Source organism: Neomoorella carbonis, from assembly GCF_045278715.1.
Taxonomy (GTDB): domain Bacteria; phylum Bacillota; class DSM-521; order Neomoorellales; family Neomoorellaceae; genus Neomoorella; species Neomoorella carbonis.
This window is the reverse complement of the sequence record NZ_CP136420.1, coordinates 150,323-165,000: the sequence shown is the minus strand read 5'-3', so window position 1 is coordinate 165,000 and position 14,678 is coordinate 150,323. Positions and strand designations below refer to the sequence as shown.

At 56.4% G+C, this 14,678-nt stretch carries 16 protein-coding genes (1 of these 16 cut by a window edge); 1 reads left to right on the top strand and 15 read right to left on the bottom strand.

Going from position 1 to position 14,678, the window contains the following annotated elements:
- From lysS to MCACP_RS00850, 14 genes are all read right to left on the bottom strand, one after another.
- Positions 1-667, bottom strand: partial view of a lysine--tRNA ligase gene (lysS, locus tag MCACP_RS00915; protein ID WP_406677537.1) — the 5' portion only. 797 nt of this gene lie to the left of the window's left edge; only the first 667 of its 1,464 coding nucleotides appear in the window; the start codon lies at positions 665-667; its stop codon lies beyond the left edge, outside the window.
- 13 nt (positions 668-680) lie between these two features.
- Positions 681-1,163 carry a transcription elongation factor GreA gene (gene greA / locus MCACP_RS00910; protein ID WP_406677536.1) on the bottom strand — a complete coding sequence of 161 codons (483 nt, stop codon included), beginning with the start codon at positions 1,161-1,163 and terminating at the stop codon, positions 681-683.
- 212 nt (positions 1,164-1,375) lie between these two features.
- Positions 1,376-2,458, bottom strand: coding sequence for a polysaccharide biosynthesis protein (locus tag MCACP_RS00905; protein WP_406677535.1), 1,083 nt, complete (start codon positions 2,456-2,458; stop codon positions 1,376-1,378).
- 123 nt (positions 2,459-2,581) lie between these two features.
- Complete coding sequence (locus tag MCACP_RS00900; RefSeq protein WP_406677534.1) at positions 2,582-3,484, bottom strand: quinate 5-dehydrogenase; 903 nt, start codon at positions 3,482-3,484, stop codon at positions 2,582-2,584.
- The gene (locus tag MCACP_RS00895) at positions 3,481-4,026 is read right to left on the bottom strand and encodes a transcriptional regulator (RefSeq protein ID WP_406677533.1); all 546 of its coding nucleotides are present in this window, start codon (positions 4,024-4,026) and stop codon (positions 3,481-3,483) included. Before MCACP_RS00895 ends, MCACP_RS00900 begins: the two co-directional genes overlap by 4 nt.
- A gap of 143 nt (positions 4,027-4,169) precedes the next feature.
- A complete protein-coding gene (gene dusB / locus MCACP_RS00890) occupies positions 4,170-5,168 on the bottom strand; it encodes a tRNA dihydrouridine synthase DusB (RefSeq protein WP_406677532.1) in 999 nt (332 codons plus the stop codon).
- The gene (locus tag MCACP_RS00885) at positions 5,152-5,916 is read right to left on the bottom strand and encodes a type III pantothenate kinase (RefSeq protein ID WP_406677531.1); all 765 of its coding nucleotides are present in this window, start codon (positions 5,914-5,916) and stop codon (positions 5,152-5,154) included. Before MCACP_RS00885 ends, dusB begins: the two co-directional genes overlap by 17 nt.
- Positions 5,917-6,023: 107 nt before the next feature.
- Positions 6,024-6,599, bottom strand: a complete 576-nt coding sequence (locus tag MCACP_RS00880) for a biotin transporter BioY (RefSeq protein ID WP_406677530.1) — start codon at positions 6,597-6,599, stop codon at positions 6,024-6,026.
- A gap of 157 nt (positions 6,600-6,756) precedes the next feature.
- Positions 6,757-7,749 (bottom strand): biotin--[acetyl-CoA-carboxylase] ligase, encoded by a 993-nt coding sequence (locus tag MCACP_RS00875; RefSeq protein ID WP_406677529.1) that lies wholly within the window; start codon positions 7,747-7,749, stop codon positions 6,757-6,759.
- Between the two features lie 81 nt (positions 7,750-7,830).
- The gene (gene panD, locus MCACP_RS00870) at positions 7,831-8,217 is read right to left on the bottom strand and encodes an aspartate 1-decarboxylase (RefSeq protein ID WP_406678644.1); all 387 of its coding nucleotides are present in this window, start codon (positions 8,215-8,217) and stop codon (positions 7,831-7,833) included.
- Entirely contained in the window at positions 8,192-9,067 is an 876-nt protein-coding gene (gene panC, locus MCACP_RS00865; protein ID WP_406678643.1) for a pantoate--beta-alanine ligase, read from the bottom strand. The genes panD and panC overlap by 26 nt, the downstream gene beginning before the upstream one ends.
- A gap of 176 nt (positions 9,068-9,243) precedes the next feature.
- Positions 9,244-10,161 (bottom strand): Rossmann-like and DUF2520 domain-containing protein, encoded by a 918-nt coding sequence (locus tag MCACP_RS00860; RefSeq protein WP_406677528.1) that lies wholly within the window; start codon positions 10,159-10,161, stop codon positions 9,244-9,246.
- Between the two features lie 165 nt (positions 10,162-10,326).
- Positions 10,327-10,860 (bottom strand): 2-amino-4-hydroxy-6-hydroxymethyldihydropteridine diphosphokinase, encoded by a 534-nt coding sequence (gene folK / locus MCACP_RS00855; RefSeq protein WP_406677527.1) that lies wholly within the window; start codon positions 10,858-10,860, stop codon positions 10,327-10,329.
- A 64-nt stretch (positions 10,861-10,924) separates the two neighbouring features.
- On the bottom strand, positions 10,925-11,941 hold the full coding sequence (locus MCACP_RS00850) for an HD-GYP domain-containing protein (protein WP_406677526.1): 1,017 nt from the start codon (positions 11,939-11,941) through the stop codon (positions 10,925-10,927).
- A 217-nt stretch (positions 11,942-12,158) separates the two neighbouring features.
- Here MCACP_RS00850 and hcp point away from each other — a divergent pair, with 217 nt between their 5' ends.
- Positions 12,159-13,442 carry a hydroxylamine reductase gene (hcp, locus tag MCACP_RS00845; protein ID WP_406677525.1) on the top strand — a complete coding sequence of 428 codons (1,284 nt, stop codon included), beginning with the start codon at positions 12,159-12,161 and terminating at the stop codon, positions 13,440-13,442.
- 59 nt (positions 13,443-13,501) lie between these two features.
- Here the strand turns inward: hcp and MCACP_RS00840 are convergent, their stop codons facing one another.
- A complete protein-coding gene (locus MCACP_RS00840; RefSeq protein ID WP_406677523.1) occupies positions 13,502-14,584 on the bottom strand; it encodes a DUF763 domain-containing protein in 1,083 nt (360 codons plus the stop codon).
- Positions 14,585-14,678 lie beyond the last annotated feature (94 nt).

Below are 14,678 nucleotides of genomic sequence, written 5' to 3'. Positions count from 1 at the left end.
CCAGGGCAATACGTAAATAGAGATCGATATCTAAGGCATTATGATGGGTAATAAAGGGCCGGGCTGCTGCGCCGCCGGGGATGGTATGCATGCTCGGTGTTTCCACCTCTAAAAAGCCCCGGCTGTCCAGGAAGGTGCGTATAGCCCGTAACACTTTAGCTCTGGTAATAAATACCTGCTTTACTTCCGGGTTAACAATAAGGTCGAGGTAACGCTGCCGGTAACGTAAATCCACGTCCTTCAAACCGTGCCATTTTTCCGGCAAAGGACGCAAACTCTTACACAGCAGGGTTAGTTGATGGACTTCCAGGGAGATTTCTCCGCGGTGGGTACGAAAGACCTTGCCTTTCACACCAATAATGTCGCCGATGTCCAGTTTGCGGAAAAACTCATAGGTTTCCGCCCCAACATTATCGATACGGATGTAGAGCTGGAGGCGTCCGTCCCGGTCCTGCAAATCAGCAAAGGAGGCTTTACCATGGCCCCTGATGGCCATGATACGGCCCGCCAGGGCTACTTCTTGCCCCTGCAGTTCTTCAAAATGCTGGTGAACAGCGGCCGTGGTATGGGTACGCTCAAAACGTCCCCCGTACGGGTCGATGCCCTCCTCCTGAAGCTCCTTCAACTTTTCCAGGCGCACCGCTATTAAATCGTTCTCAACTTCCAAACTATTGTTCCCCCTATTGCCCTCTGGTAATATTTACTATCTGGTAACGCAGGGTTCCGGCTGGTACCTGAATATTTATTATTTCTCCAATACGATGGCCCAGGATGGCCTTGCCTACCGGCGACTCGTTGGAAATTCGGTTCTCCGACGGATCAGCTTCCATAGAGCCGACAATTTCGTATTGTAGTTCCTCCCCGGCGTCCATGTCTTTTAAAGTGACCCGGGAGCCGAGGGAGACAACGTCATCCGGTACCTCGCTGGCGTCAATAACCCTGGCGTTACGCAGCTTTTTTTCCAGGGTAAGAATACGGCCTTCAATGAAGGCCTGCTCGTTTTTGGCGTCCTCATATTCAGAGTTCTCGCTGAGGTCGCCGAACTCTATGGCCTGCTTTAAACGTTCGGCGACCTCCCGCCTTTTTACAGATTTAAGGTACTCCAGCTCTTCTTCCAGTTTCTTCAATCCGCTCATGGTTAATAAGGTTTCTTTTTCTGCCATCCTCTGCTCGCTCCCCTTCAGTTACCGCATCACTTATAAGCACCGGTGCTATCTCAATATATGTCCTTTTTCGTTCCTTTATGCGGCCGCTCCACAGGTCCAAGTACCATAACAAGCACCGGGAGGTTTCCCAGTGCTTGTTGTGCCATAGTCCGCTTCGTTTATTGGTATTATAGGCCTGTCCGGTTACCATGTCAATACCTTTCCAAAAGTTAACGAGCCAGGGCTAATTTACGCCGGGCCTGGTCGCGGATGGCCGCAACCCTGGCTTCGGAAACCGGCAACTCGAAACTACGGAAGCCGGCCACGCGAAAGCCGTGTTTAGCCGCCAGGCGGTTAATGGTATCAATCTGTTCTACCGTTAACTCCCGGCCCAGGGTAAAGTTTTCAATTCGCCCCTCCAGAGCCAGGATCATGGTTTCGGCCATGCAGGCATAGGCTAATCCCGGCGGGTAACCGAAATTAAAGTTAAAGTTGACATTGCCCGGCACCTCTACCACCCCGCCGTCAATCACCAGCACGTCGTCGCGCATCTCGGCCACTCGCCGGGAAACGTCCCGGGGCCGGGCTACGTCGCAGACTACCGCCCCAGGTTTCAGGTCTCCGGGCTCGATGACGGTATCTACCGCTGAAGTAACGGTGATAATAACATCGGCGTTGCGGAGAGCTTCCCGGGAATGGCAGGTTATCCTGGCCTTTACCCCAGTCATATCCTTTATCTCACCGGCCAGGCGGGCCAGTTTGGTTTCATTGCGGGCAACAAGGGTTAGATGCTGGCAGCGACGGGCCAGGATTTTAGCGCACACGGCGCCAATGGAACCTGTAGCCCCGACAATGGCCACTTCGGCCCCGGGCAGGTCGATATCCATCATGGCCGCCGCCTTTTCCGTTGCTTCTATGGCCGTAGCCACGGTATAGCTGTTACCTGTGGTCACCGCTATATTTAAATTACGGGCCACGGTAATCCCGGCATCGCCGACTACAGAAGTCATGGCTCCCAGCCCCAGGATTTCGGCGCCCAGTTTTTCCGCCAGGCGGCCGGTACGAACAATCCGTTCCATTACAAATTTTTCCGGCAGGCTTACCATCTGGCGTGAAGTCAGGGGACAGGCTACGAACCATCCTTCAGTTTCTGCGTAGGGAGAACGGACACCGGTAATGTGCGAAGTTTTCAGGGGAGGAAGATAACGTACCGCCCGTTCCAGGAGACCGGCTGGCAAGTGGCGGGCGAGGGGAAATTTCCTGGTGATATCGCTGATATCAAGGGGATGGATCATAAAGGCGAACCTGTGCAAGGAATAGCCCTCCTTCGAAGAATAGATAGGGGAAGCGGCAGGTTTGTCGGAGGCCGCCCTCCTCCTTCTCCTGCGTCCGCTGGTGGCGCAGCACCGCCGCGGGCGGCTTTCCCATAATGTAGCTCAATTCAAATTTACGATGCGTGGTTTAAATTCCAGCCGGTCCAGGAGGCGGTTGTAATCTTCCGGGGTGACATCCTCGGGCTTTTTCCCGCTCAAGGTTAAAAGCACGCCTTCCATGACGTTGGTGCCGAAGGAGCGGCCGTTAAACTCCGGCGTCGTAGTGATCAAAGTTTTAATCCCCCTCCGGCGCAGCTCTTCAATGTCAGCGCTGGTAACGGTATTGGTAATTATTATCTTGCCCGGCAGTTCAGGGGGGAGGTAACGGCGGATGAAAAGGAAATCGCCGGCAATGATCTCCGCATCTTCATAATAGCGCTGGTAGCGGTTATCGATTTTTTCCTGCTCTTTACCGGTAGGATAGAGGAGTTTAAAGGGTAACAGGCGCACCAGGGGAGCCGCCAGGTAGGCCACCCGCTGGAATCTCGCCAGGGAACGGATGGGTACGGGTATGCCCAGGCCAAAAATCAGGTCGCCGCAAATAAGATCCGCGCCGGCAGCGTCCAGTGCTTCCGCCATACCAAAGCGGTCGACGGCGCTGACCACGAGCACCCTCTTCCCCTGGAAATCCAGGATACCTTCCCGTGCCAGGTAGGCTATCACTCTTCGCTCCAGGGTGTCCTTTAAGCCGCCGCCGTCCACCATGGGGGTCAGGCGGGCCGCCCGGACTATTTTAGCTGCATCCCGGAGGAGATAACGCCTGGCACCTACCCGAATATACAGATCCATCCCTCCCAGGCCGAAGGCATCCACCTGCCCGTCCAGTTCCCGGATAAGATTGATCATCCGCTCCGTATCGCCGTCGGTACCGATGCGCTCGATGCGGAACTTTTCTCCCAGGAATTCCGCTTCCACCTGGTGATCCCGTTTGGATGAACCCAGGCTGATGCTGACCACTCGTTTCATTTATTATCCAACTCCTTATCCTTCACCAACTGGCGTACCAGCGACCGCAATTCCTCGACGTTTACCTCCCTGTCGCCTCTAATGGGGGAAGAGCCGATTTCCACACCAACCACTTCCCGTCCCAGCAGAGCTTCGCTGACCTTGATGCGGTAGTCGGAACCGATAATGATGACGACATCGTAGTCCCGTATCCGGCCTACAATCTCCATCAGCTGGTTCAGTAACTCCAGCCCGCTTTTCTTGCGGACAAAATCCCAGCGTTCGGCATCGGTTAAAAGTAATATGTATTCTACGCCCTCCTGCCGCAGCATATTTTCCAGCTCAGCCTTATTGGCAACGGGAAAGCCTACCACGGCTATACGCCGGCCGCGCCGTATCTCGCCCAGGGTTTCTAAACGGGAGACAAAGGAGCGGTCGACGCCTACCTGCCGGGCTGCCTCCTGCTGGGAAAAACCCTGGCAGCGCAATGTAAAGATGCGCTCCAGGATGGAGTTAATCTTCCGCCGGCTGATAAGCTTGTCGCCAATCCGGATCAGGTCCATCAGAAGTCTACTCCCTGTGCACAGATATGTGCACAGGGAGATTATAACAAAATAAAACCGTCCTGGCAAGGTAGTTTAGCAGCCCCTTAACAGGCCGCACCGCGAGGACGACAGAGCGAGCAAAACAATGCCCGTACGGAAAGTTATTCAGAGGCATGCTGGTCAAGATATTCACGGCTATAAGCATTCAGGGTGGCGATGACTTCCGCCGCGGTATCCAGGGTATAAAGGTGCTGGCGCAGGCGGGCTGCTCCCGGTAAACCCCGGATGTAACAAGCCAAGACTTTTCGCATTTCTTTTACCGCCGTCTTTTCCCCTTTCAGCTCCACCATCATGTTTAAATGGCGAATGGCCGTGGCCATCCTCGTGGCCACATCCGGCGCGGGAGGCACCGGCCGGCCTTCCAGGCGGGCGCGGATGGCCGTTAAAAGCCAGGGATTGCCTATAGCAGCCCGGCCTACCATGACGGCGTCGCAACCTGTCTGTTCCAGCATGGCTACGGCGTCCTCCGGTGTCCTGATATCGCCATTGCCAACGACCGGTACCTGTACGGCTTCCTTTACCCTGCGGATGCAATCCCAGTCGGCCAGTCCGCTGTAAAACTGGCTGCGGGTGCGGCCGTGGATGGCTACCGCCTTTGCCCCGGCCTCCACCACCGCCCGGGCTGCCTCAACAACATTTACGGAATCTTCATCCCAGCCCTTGCGCATCTTGACCGTTACCGGTACCGGCCCGGCCGCCTCCGCCATGGCGGCGACAATATCCGCCGCCAGGGATAGATCGCGCATCAAGGCCGCTCCCTCACCATTTTTCACTATCTTGGGTGTCGGGCAGCCCATATTTAAATCGACAATGGCCGCCCCGGCGGCCACGGCCAGTTTGGTAGCCCTGGCCAGGATTTCCGGCTCGCGGCCAAAGAGCTGAACGGCAACCGGACCAGGTTCATCCTTTAAATCGAGGAGCGCCCACGTAGCCTTACTTTGATAAATAAGACCCTGGGCGCTGATCATTTCAGTATAGGTTAATGCCGCCCCCGCTTCTCTGGCGAGGTGGCGAAAGATGCGGTCGGTAAAACCCGCCATGGGCGCCGTCACCAGGGGTGCGTCCAATGTAACCGGGCCAATTTTAACTGTTGCGCTCATAGACGATCCGCAAACCCTCCAGGGTTAACAGGGGGTCGACCTTATCGATGCAGCTAACTTCAGGTGCTATCAAGCCGGCAAGGCCGCCGGTGGCCACCACCACGGCCCGCCCCCCCATCTCGGCCTTCATGCGGCTAACAATTCCCTCTACCTGGCCGATAAAGCCATACATTATCCCCGCCTGCATGCAGGCCACAGTATTTTTACCGATTACCCGGGGCGGCCTAATGAGTTCTACGCGTGGCAGTTTGGCCGCCCGGGCAAATAGAGCATCGGTGGCGATGCCAATGCCGGGGGCGATGGCCCCTCCCAGATATTCGCCGCTCGCAGAGATGGCGTCAAAGGTGGTGGCGGTCCCGAAGTCCACGACAATGGCCGGGCCTCCGTAAAGTTCATAGACGGCCACACCGTTGACAATCCGGTCGGCGCCTACCTCTCTGGGGTTGTCAAAACGGATGGGCATCCCCGTTTTTACCCCGGGGCCGATAACCAGCAGCTGGCAGTTAAACTGATCTTTTAGCATCATGGTCAAAGTCTGGGTTAAAGTCGGCACCACGGAAGCCATGACCACGGCTTTAATGGCCTCCAAGCCCAGCCCCTGGTAATTGGTCAGCTGACGTAAAATCAGGCCGTATTCATCGGCCGTCTTCTGCCGGTCGCTGGCCAGGCGCCAGTGGCATTGCAGCTCTTTCCCTTTATATAGCCCAATGACAATATTAGTATTGCCGACATCGATGGCCATTAACATGGCCGCATCCCCTCCATTCTTTTCAACTTCAATTATTCCACAGTACCCGGCTTTATCCTCTTTCCTGCCGTAAAAAAATAACCCCCGTTAAGGGGTGTTTATCGTTTTTAATTTGTGGTTTCTGGATTAGTAGTCTTAGCGGGCAGGTACCCTGCCTGCTGCAGCGCCCGCCGGACCTGGAGGCTGACGGCTGCCGCCAGGACCAGTTTGGCCAGGTCCAGGGGAATGTAGGGCAGAACCCCCATGAGAAGCCCTTGGACCAGATTAAGATGCAGGATATACATTAACTGTATAGTACCCAGAATGTAGATTACCACCAGGCAGGTGAGCATACCGGCAGCCAGGCGGCCGTAACCCGGTTCCCCTTTGCCCCTTTCCAGGATCATACCCATGACGTAGACGCCCAGGGCAAAACCCCAGAGGTATCCCCCCGACGGCCTGGCAAAGGCCGCCAGGCCGGCTCCGCCACGGGCAAAGACGGGCAAGCCAATGGCGCCAAGGAGTAAATAAACGATTATAGCCAGGGTGCCTCTATTTTTACCCAGGATGGCACCGGCCAGGAATACTCCCAGGACCTGGCCGGTAATGGGTACCGGTGAAAAGGGCAGGGGAATAGCCACCTGGGCCAGGACGGCTATCAGGGCGGCAAAAAGGGCCACCAGAGCCATATCTTTAGTACGCAAGAAAGATTCCTCCTCTAAAGCCGGCCTGTCGCCGGCCGGTATTTTCCAGCCCCCAGCTTACGGCGGCTCGCCATCATGAATGGTGTTAACAGCTAATTTGCAGTTTTTTATTGTTAACTATTTACTATTTTTATGGTTAACATATATGGTAAAAAATTTAACTTGCCGTCCGCAGACTCACCTCCCCCGAGGTAAAACGCCGGACCTCACCTCCAGCACCCCGGACCAGCAGCGCGCCCTCAGCGTCAATATCTACAGCCACGCCCCGGAATACATCCCGCCAGGAGTTAACCGCCACCTCCCGGCCCAGGGTCACGCTCGCCTCTTTCCAGGCCCGCCGGACAGGCTCGAAACCCTCCTCCTGCCAGCGCTCATACCATTTTTCCAACTGGTACAACAACTCTTGGAATAAAGGTAGCCGCGCCACCGGCCGGCCCAGTTCTAAAAGCAAGGAGGTGGCCAGGGGCCTCACTTCGGGACTAAAGTCAGTTGCTTCCAGGTTAACATTCAAGCCGGTACCCAGGACAACATACTCGATGGCATCGATTTCCGCTTTAATCTCCGTCAGGATACCGCAGACTTTCCGCCCGCCGGCCAGGAGATCGTTGGGCCACTTTATGCCCGGTGGGAGTCCGGTGTGGCTGCGAACGGCCGCCGTTACAGCCACCGCTGCCAGCAGGGTCAGCTGGGATGCCTGGGCTGGAACTACCCGGGGCCGCAAGACAACCGAGAACCAGATGCCTTTACGGGGCGGCGAGATCCACGAGCGTCCCCGCCGTCCGCGGCCGCCTGTCTGGGCCTCGGCGATGACCACTGTCCCTTCCGGCGCCCCGCTATCGGCCAGCTCTTTAGCTACCTGGTTAGTTGAACCCACCTCGTCGTAATAGTAAAGGTTCCGTCCCAGCCAGGACGTCCTGAGGCCTGCTGCCACCTCTTCGGGATACAAACAATCCGGGATGGACAGCAAGCAATAACCGCGGCGGGTCTGGGCATCAATCTGGTATCCCTCCCGGCGTAAAGCCTGGATATGCTTCCACACCGCCGTCCTGGTGATGGCCAGCTTTTTACTCAGCTCTTCACCAGAAATGTATTCCCCGCGGTGACGGCGTAAATAATCTAAAACCTGTTGCTTGCTGCCTTCTATGCCCATGTTTATATTTTAATCTTCCTTTTTCTGGTTGTCAACTGTATATTTGCCGTTTGGGTTAACATATTTCTTCCGGGCCTTTATTTAAACCCAAACCTCTGCCGGTCCTTCCCCGTCCCTTACCTCGGTAATTTTGTTCTGGCTATCCAGGAAAATAACCCGCGGTTGATGGGACCTGGCTTCGGCGTCAGTAAAAATGCCATAGGAAATAATGATAACAATATCGCCTGGCTGGACCAGCCTGGCGGCGGCCCCGTTGGCGCAGATAACCCCGCTGCCGGCAGGCCCGGGGATGGCGTAGGTCTCCAGGCGAGCGCCATTGTTATTGTTGACCACCTGCACTTTCTCGTTGGGTAAAATATCGGCCGCGGCCATCAGCTCACTATCAATGGTAATGCTACCGACATAATTCAAGTCGGCTCCGGTGACAGTCGCCCGGTGGAGCTTACTTTTCATCATGGTTCGCCACATCATCTTTCACCTCCAGGGTCATATTATCGATTAAACGGGTGTTGCCCACCCAGACGGCCAGGGCCAGCAGCACCTGGCCCCTGATTTCGTCTAAAGGTTCAAGGGTCTCAGCGTCATTTACCGCCACATAATCTATTCGCGTCCCGGGCCAGGATAAAATTTCCTGAGCCATGGCTTCCCGGACTACGGCAGCACGGCGTTCGCCAGAACGGATAAGGTCGGCCCCGATGTTCAAAGCCCGGTAGAGGGACAGAGCCGCTTGGCGCTCGCCCGGGCTTAAATACTTGTTCCGTGAACTTAAAGCCAGTCCGTCGGGCTCCCGCACGGTGGGGATGGTTATTATGTCAACCGGAAAATTTAAATCCCTGACCAGGCGCTTGATCACTACCGCCTGCTGGTAATCCTTGAGGCCGAAATAGGCCCGGTCGGGCTGGACGATATTAAAAAGCTTGCTGACCACCGTAGCCACGCCCCGGAAATGGCCCGGCCGGGAGGCGCCACAGAGAACTTCCGTCAGGCCCTCGACCTGGACATAGGTGGCATAGCCGGGCGGGTACATCTCTGCTACCGCAGGGGCAAAAATGGCGTCGACACCCGCAGCAGCAGCCAGCTTTTGATCCCTTTCCAGGTCCCGGGGATAACGCTCCAGATCTTCCCCGGGGCCAAACTGGGTCGGGTTGACAAAAATGCTCATAACAACGACGTCATTCTGCTCCCTGGCCGTCCTGGCCAGGGTTAAATGGCCCTCGTGAAGATAACCCATGGTCGGGACCAGGCCAATACTCTTGCCCTGCCGCCTGGCTGCCGCTACAAACTTGCGGACCGCGACAATTGTTGTCAACAGCTCCAATACCGTCATCTCCTTCAAAAATAGGATTATGTCAAATTCAGGCGGTTATTGCTTGGCTTCTTGCGGGCTGGGGATACAGGCAACGGGCTCCGCTGGTTCTTGGCGAGCAAACTTGGCGCTCAGCCTACATTTTCCTTGTTCGCGGAGCGGGCGCCAGCTAAAGCTGCGGGTACCCGTCAGCTCCCATCAGAGGCTCCTCCAGCTTCTGCCCGCCTGCTTGCGGCGTCAAATTTGGCAGCCAGGATTTGCCCGAACAGGGCTACCTTGCGGGCGTCAATGCTGCCCTTACGGCCGGCCAGACCGGCCGTATAGCGTCCCAGGGCGCGATAAATCTCGCCCAGTTCGGGTACGGTGGCCTCCATGGCCTTTAAATGATCCCTGATCGTAACGAAGTCGCCCCTGGCAATGGGACCGGTCAGGGCCTGGGGAATCCCCTTTTCATTAATATTATCTAAAGTGCCTTTAATTAAAGGCGCCAGGGCCCGGGCCGCCATCTCCGGTTCCATGCCGGCCGCCTGCATGAGCCGGCGACTTAAATCTATGAGGCTTACCAGGTAGTTGGAAGCGACGCAGGCGGCCGCATGGTAAAGGGGTTTGGCCCCGGGGCTGATGATGAAATACTCACCCCCCAGTTCGGTCACCAGGCGTTTCCCCAGGGGCAGGGCTTCCTGATCGCCTTCCAGGCTGAAAACCGACCCGGGGAGGTTGGCAACCGCCCGGTCGGCGTCGGCACACGACTGGAGGGGATGGAGGCTCAAGGCCAGGGCACCGGCCCGCCGGGCCGGATCCAGGACGGCTGAAGTTAACGAACCGCTCATATGAATAACCGTTTGCCCGGGGCGAAAGCCGTTTCTCGAGGCAATGGCGGCTGCCACCGGGCCGATGGCCTGGTCACTGGTGGTAATAAAGACCAGGTCTGCCTGCCGGGCTACTTCTTCCGGCTGCGCAAAGACCGGGCAGGCCAGCCTTGCTGCCGCCCGCCGGGCTGAAGCAGGGGTACGGCTGGCTACACCGGCAATGGCGTATCCCCGCCGGCGCAATAATATGCCCATCCCTGTACCGACAGCTCCGGCTCCAATTATGCCCACCCGCATAATTGCCCACGCTCCCCTAAATAAAAAGCTTCCGACGAGCTGCCGGAAGCTTAATCCCTCATTCACCCGTCTCGGTCTTAAATAGATCCAAGCGGTATAATTTTAAGCCGGTATTATCGCAAGGATAAATGCGTGCACTCCTTAAAGGTAGCGCCCAATTTTATTTTAACATCTGAGACCACTATACGGCAATACTTCCTGCCCGGGAAAACGGTCTTTAGCAGCCACATCAGCCCGCCGCCCATCCGGCAAAATAAGGTCCGGAGCAATTTCTGCCAGGGGTATCAGGACGAAAGCCCGCTCCTGCATCCTGGGGTGGGGAATCTGCAGTTCGGGTTCATTAACTTTTAAATCATCGTAAAGCAGGATGTCAATATCAATGTTGCGAGGACCCCAGCGCTCCCGCCGCACACGGCCCAGGCGCTGCTCTATAGCCAGGACAGTCGACAGGAGCTCGCGCGGAGGCATGGAGGTTTTGATCCTGGCCACCCCGTTCAAAAACCATCCCTGGCCCGTCTTGCCCACCGGGGCCGTCTCATACCAGGAAGAAAGCCGTTCCACCTCGATCCCTTCAGTGGCATCCAGGATGGCTACGGCCCGCTGCAAATGCCCTTCCCGGTCACCCAGGTTGGAACCCAAACCCAGGTAAGCCGTTGTAAAATCTTTTCCCTTTACCGGCATTGCAATCATCCCCGCCATACAGGTCGGCTAGTAATAGCATACCCCTGCCGGCCTGCCTGTACACAGCTTTTTCAAACATAGCTCAGGGTTCAGCTTCCACAATTAAAATAGACGGATTGGTCAGGAGGCGGATAACCTCGCCGGCGCGGCGCCGGGGCTGCAGCACCTTAACCACCGGCCGCATGGGCACCTCCGGCTCCTGGGCTATTACCCGGGCTATTTCACCGGTCGTCAACCGCACCGTAGTCCCCACCGGGTAACTGGCAATAGCCTGCAGAAAGACGCGTACCAGTTCCAGGTCCAGGTTACCCATGGTGCTTTCCACCATTAATAATTCCATGCCCTCATGGGGGAGATACCTGGGCCGGTAGCAGCGATCGGTAGTTACGGCATCGTAAACATCGGCAATAGCCACGCACCGGGCCGCCAGGCTTAACTCTTCCCGCCTTAATCCTTTAGGGTAACCGCTGCCGTTACAACGTTCGTGGTGATCCCGGGCCACCCGGCGAACCGCTTCGCTTACCACGCCATCCAGCCGCTCATAACCGGCCTGGGGGTGGCGCTTGATAAGAGCAAACTCCTCGGCAGTTAACTTGCCGGGCTTTAATAAAACTTCAGGCGGTACTTCCAGTTTGCCCACGTCGTGAAGCATGGCGCCAACGCCAATGACCAGGAGTTCATCCCGGGAGAGGCCCAATTTTGAACCCAGGAGGGTAGCCAGAACAGTAACATTCAGGGAATGGCGCGAAGAGTAGGGGTCCAGGTCCTTGAGCATGGCCATCTGCAGGAACATGTTCTGGTTGTCCTGCATCCGGTTAAGAAAATCGGCTACGATCTCCTGGATATTTTTAACCTCCAGCTGACTCCCCAGACGGCAGCGGTGATAAACATCGCTCAGGGCTTCCTGGGCTTCCTGATATATTTCCCCTACCGGTCCGTCAAGTACCCGGGGCATCCCGGCGGGCTTCCCCTGCGGTGACGGATGGTAATAATCCCCGAAATGCTGGATGGTTGCAGAATGAAGATCATAAATTTGGGTTGCAGCTCCTGCCATTTTATCCAATCCAGCCCCGCACCGCCGGGGAAAATTGCCATCCATTGTGTACCTCCGCCTTTTTCTGTTAATTACTGGCCGTAATAAAATTTTTTCGACACCAAATATGGATTTCCTGCCAGTGCCAGTTCAGATTTGTAACAAGATCGCAGCCGGTTAATTGATGAAATCGGTTCATAATTGTGACCCAGGTCACAGTTTGTCTTCAGCCCCTTGTTTATGATAAAGGTGTCTTTAAAATTCCACCAAAGGGGGAGAAACCATGTTTTGTTACCAGTGCGAGCAGACAGCCGGCGGTACCGGCTGCACGAGGGTAGGCGTCTGCGGTAAGAACGAAGATATCGCCAGCCTGCAAGATACCATCCTTATCGGCCTAAAGGGGATTGCCGCCTATGCCTACCATGCCCGGGAACTGGGCGCCCGGGACGAAGAAGTAGACGCCTTTATGCACGAGGGCCTCTTTACCACCCTAACTAACGTCGACTTTGATCTCGACCGTCATATAGAGACGGCTTTAAAAGTCGGGGCCATGAATCTCAAGGTCATGGAATTATTGGATAAAGCACATGTAGAGCGTTTCGGTGCCCCGGTCCCGACGAAGGTTTCTACCGGCACCAAGAAAGGTCCGGGCATACTCGTTACCGGCCACGACCTGCTGGATCTCTATGAACTCCTGCGACAGACGGAAGGTACGGGGATTAATGTTTATACCCACGGCGAAATGCTGCCGGCCCACGCCTATCCGGAATTGAAAAAGTTCCCCCACCTGGTGGGCAACTACGGCTCGGCCTGGCAGAACCAGAAAAAAGAATTCGCCGAGTTCCCCGGCGCCATCCTGGGTACGACTAACTGCGTGTTAATACCTGCGGAATCTTACCGGGAGCGCATGTTTACCTGCGGCATTGCCGGCCTGCCGGGAGTGACGCATATTAAAAACCGCGACTTTACGCCGGTTATTGAAAAGGCCAAGGCCCTGCCGCCCCTGGAGGAAAAAGCCGGCGGCGAGTTGACCACCGGTTTCCATCACACGGCTATCTTAAACATAGCCGGCCAGGTGATCGAGGCCGTCAAGGCCGGCAAGATCCGCCACTTCTTCCTGGTGGGCGGCTGCGACGGGGCCAAGCCGGGCCGCAACTACTACACCGAGTTTGTGGAGAAGGTGCCGCAGGACTGCGTGGTCCTGACCCTGGGCTGCGGCAAGTATCGCTTCAACCACCTCGACCTGGGCGACATCGACGGCATTCCGCGCCTTATCGATATAGGCCAGTGCAATAACGCCTATTCAGCCATCCAGGTGGCCCTGGCCCTGGCCGAAGCCTTTAACTGCAGCGTCAACGAGCTGCCCTTGAGCCTGGTCCTGTCCTGGTTCGAGCAGAAAGCAGTAGCCATCCTGCTGACCCTGCTCCACCTTGGTATAAAGAACATCCGCATCGGCCCGTCCCTGCCGGCCTTCCTGACACCCAATGTGTTGAAGGTCCTCCAGGAAAACTACAACCTGAAGCCTACTACCACGCCGGAACAGGACCTGAAAGATATCCTGGGTTAATAATCAAACGCCACGTAGTTAAGGGCGCTACGTGGCGTTTTTTCACAGGGGCAAAAACTTTACGGGGAAATTTTAGCCAGCCGTTTCAAGGCTTGAAGCTTATCAGTCCGGCCGATCTTCGCTGCGGTCAGGGCCTGCTCCAGGACGGTGATGGAGTGATCATACACCCGGCGGTCCACAGGGTAGGGATGACCGTCCTTACCGCCATGGCTGAAGCTGTACCGGACCGGATCCCTGAAGCTGGCCGGTGCGCCGTAGGCCACCTCGGCCACCATGGCCAGGGCACGGATGGTTTTGGGGCCCACGCCTTCCACACCCAGGACGGCGGCAAAATCCCGGGGTTGGGCGGCATATACTTTAAGCAGGGCTTTATTGAGGTAGCTCGCCCGGGGAACATCATGACGCCAGGGGAGAGGGAGGTTGGGCAATTCTTTTTCCAGGATATGGTTAAACTCGGCTACTACCTTTTGCGGCTGCTCCCGGGCCAGCTCCGTCACCATCCGGCGGGAGGCCTGACCCTCGCTGGCCACCATATTCAGCACCTCCCCCTTCACGTCGCAGCAAACAGCGGCATGGGGTTCACAGACAAAGTCCTTCACCCCTTCACCCAGCCAGTGGTAACGGCGAGCCAGGCGCGTCGTTTCGTTCATCCCCTGCTGGACGACGGCCCACCGGCCGTCAAAGGTGAAGATAAAGACGTGGTGGTAGAGCTGGTAGCCGTCCTGGAGGGCGGTATTGTCGACTTTAGCGGCCATTCTGCTGGCATAAATTAACTTTCCTGGTTGTAAAGAAGTCAGGGCCAGCCTGTCGGCCGCCGTGGCAATTTCCTCCGGGGTCCGGCGGGAAGCACGACCCTTGCCCCCGGCGATGACAAAGCCCAGGTCCTTTTCCCGGCCGCGCAAGCCCTCCTTAAGGGCGCCGCAGAGGGTGGTAGTTAAACCCGAAGAATGCCAGTCAAAGCCCAGCACGCAACCGAAGGCCTGAAACCAGTAAGGATCGCTCAAGCGCCGCAACACCTCGTGGGGACCGTATTCCCGGACAATAATCTCCAGGATGGCCGGCCCCAGGCGTTTCATGCGTTCAAAAAGCCACGGTGGGCAGTGGCCGCCGTGGAGGGGCAGGCTGGCCGTACCGGTACGCATAACAAATCATCCTTTTTACTCCCTCATCCAGTGTCCTTAAATGATACTTAATTAATTACTTTTCCCCGCTTTTTCTCCCCATCAACACCGCTTT

Coding starts and splice junctions, on each gene's coding strand:
- greA (WP_406677536.1), bottom strand. CDS start 1,163: ATGGCAGAAAAAGAAACCTTATTAACCATGAGCGGATTGAAGAAACTG.
- MCACP_RS00900 (WP_406677534.1), bottom strand. CDS start 3,484: ATGAAACGAGTGGTCAGCATCAGCCTGGGTTCATCCAAACGGGATCAC.
- MCACP_RS00895 (WP_406677533.1), bottom strand. CDS start 4,026: ATGGACCTGATCCGGATTGGCGACAAGCTTATCAGCCGGCGGAAGATT.
- dusB (WP_406677532.1), bottom strand. CDS start 5,168: ATGAGCGCAACAGTTAAAATTGGCCCGGTTACATTGGACGCACCCCTG.
- MCACP_RS00885 (WP_406677531.1), bottom strand. CDS start 5,916: ATGTTAATGGCCATCGATGTCGGCAATACTAATATTGTCATTGGGCTA.
- MCACP_RS00875 (WP_406677529.1), bottom strand. CDS start 7,749: ATGGGCATAGAAGGCAGCAAGCAACAGGTTTTAGATTATTTACGCCGT.
- panD (WP_406678644.1), bottom strand. CDS start 8,217: ATGTGGCGAACCATGATGAAAAGTAAGCTCCACCGGGCGACTGTCACC.
- MCACP_RS00860 (WP_406677528.1), bottom strand. CDS start 10,161: ATGCGGGTGGGCATAATTGGAGCCGGAGCTGTCGGTACAGGGATGGGC.
- folK (WP_406677527.1), bottom strand. CDS start 10,860: ATGGCGGGGATGATTGCAATGCCGGTAAAGGGAAAAGATTTTACAACG.
- MCACP_RS00850 (WP_406677526.1), bottom strand. CDS start 11,941: ATGGATGGCAATTTTCCCCGGCGGTGCGGGGCTGGATTGGATAAAATG.
- hcp (WP_406677525.1), top strand. CDS start 12,159: ATGTTTTGTTACCAGTGCGAGCAGACAGCCGGCGGTACCGGCTGCACG.
- MCACP_RS00840 (WP_406677523.1), bottom strand. CDS start 14,584: ATGCGTACCGGTACGGCCAGCCTGCCCCTCCACGGCGGCCACTGCCCA.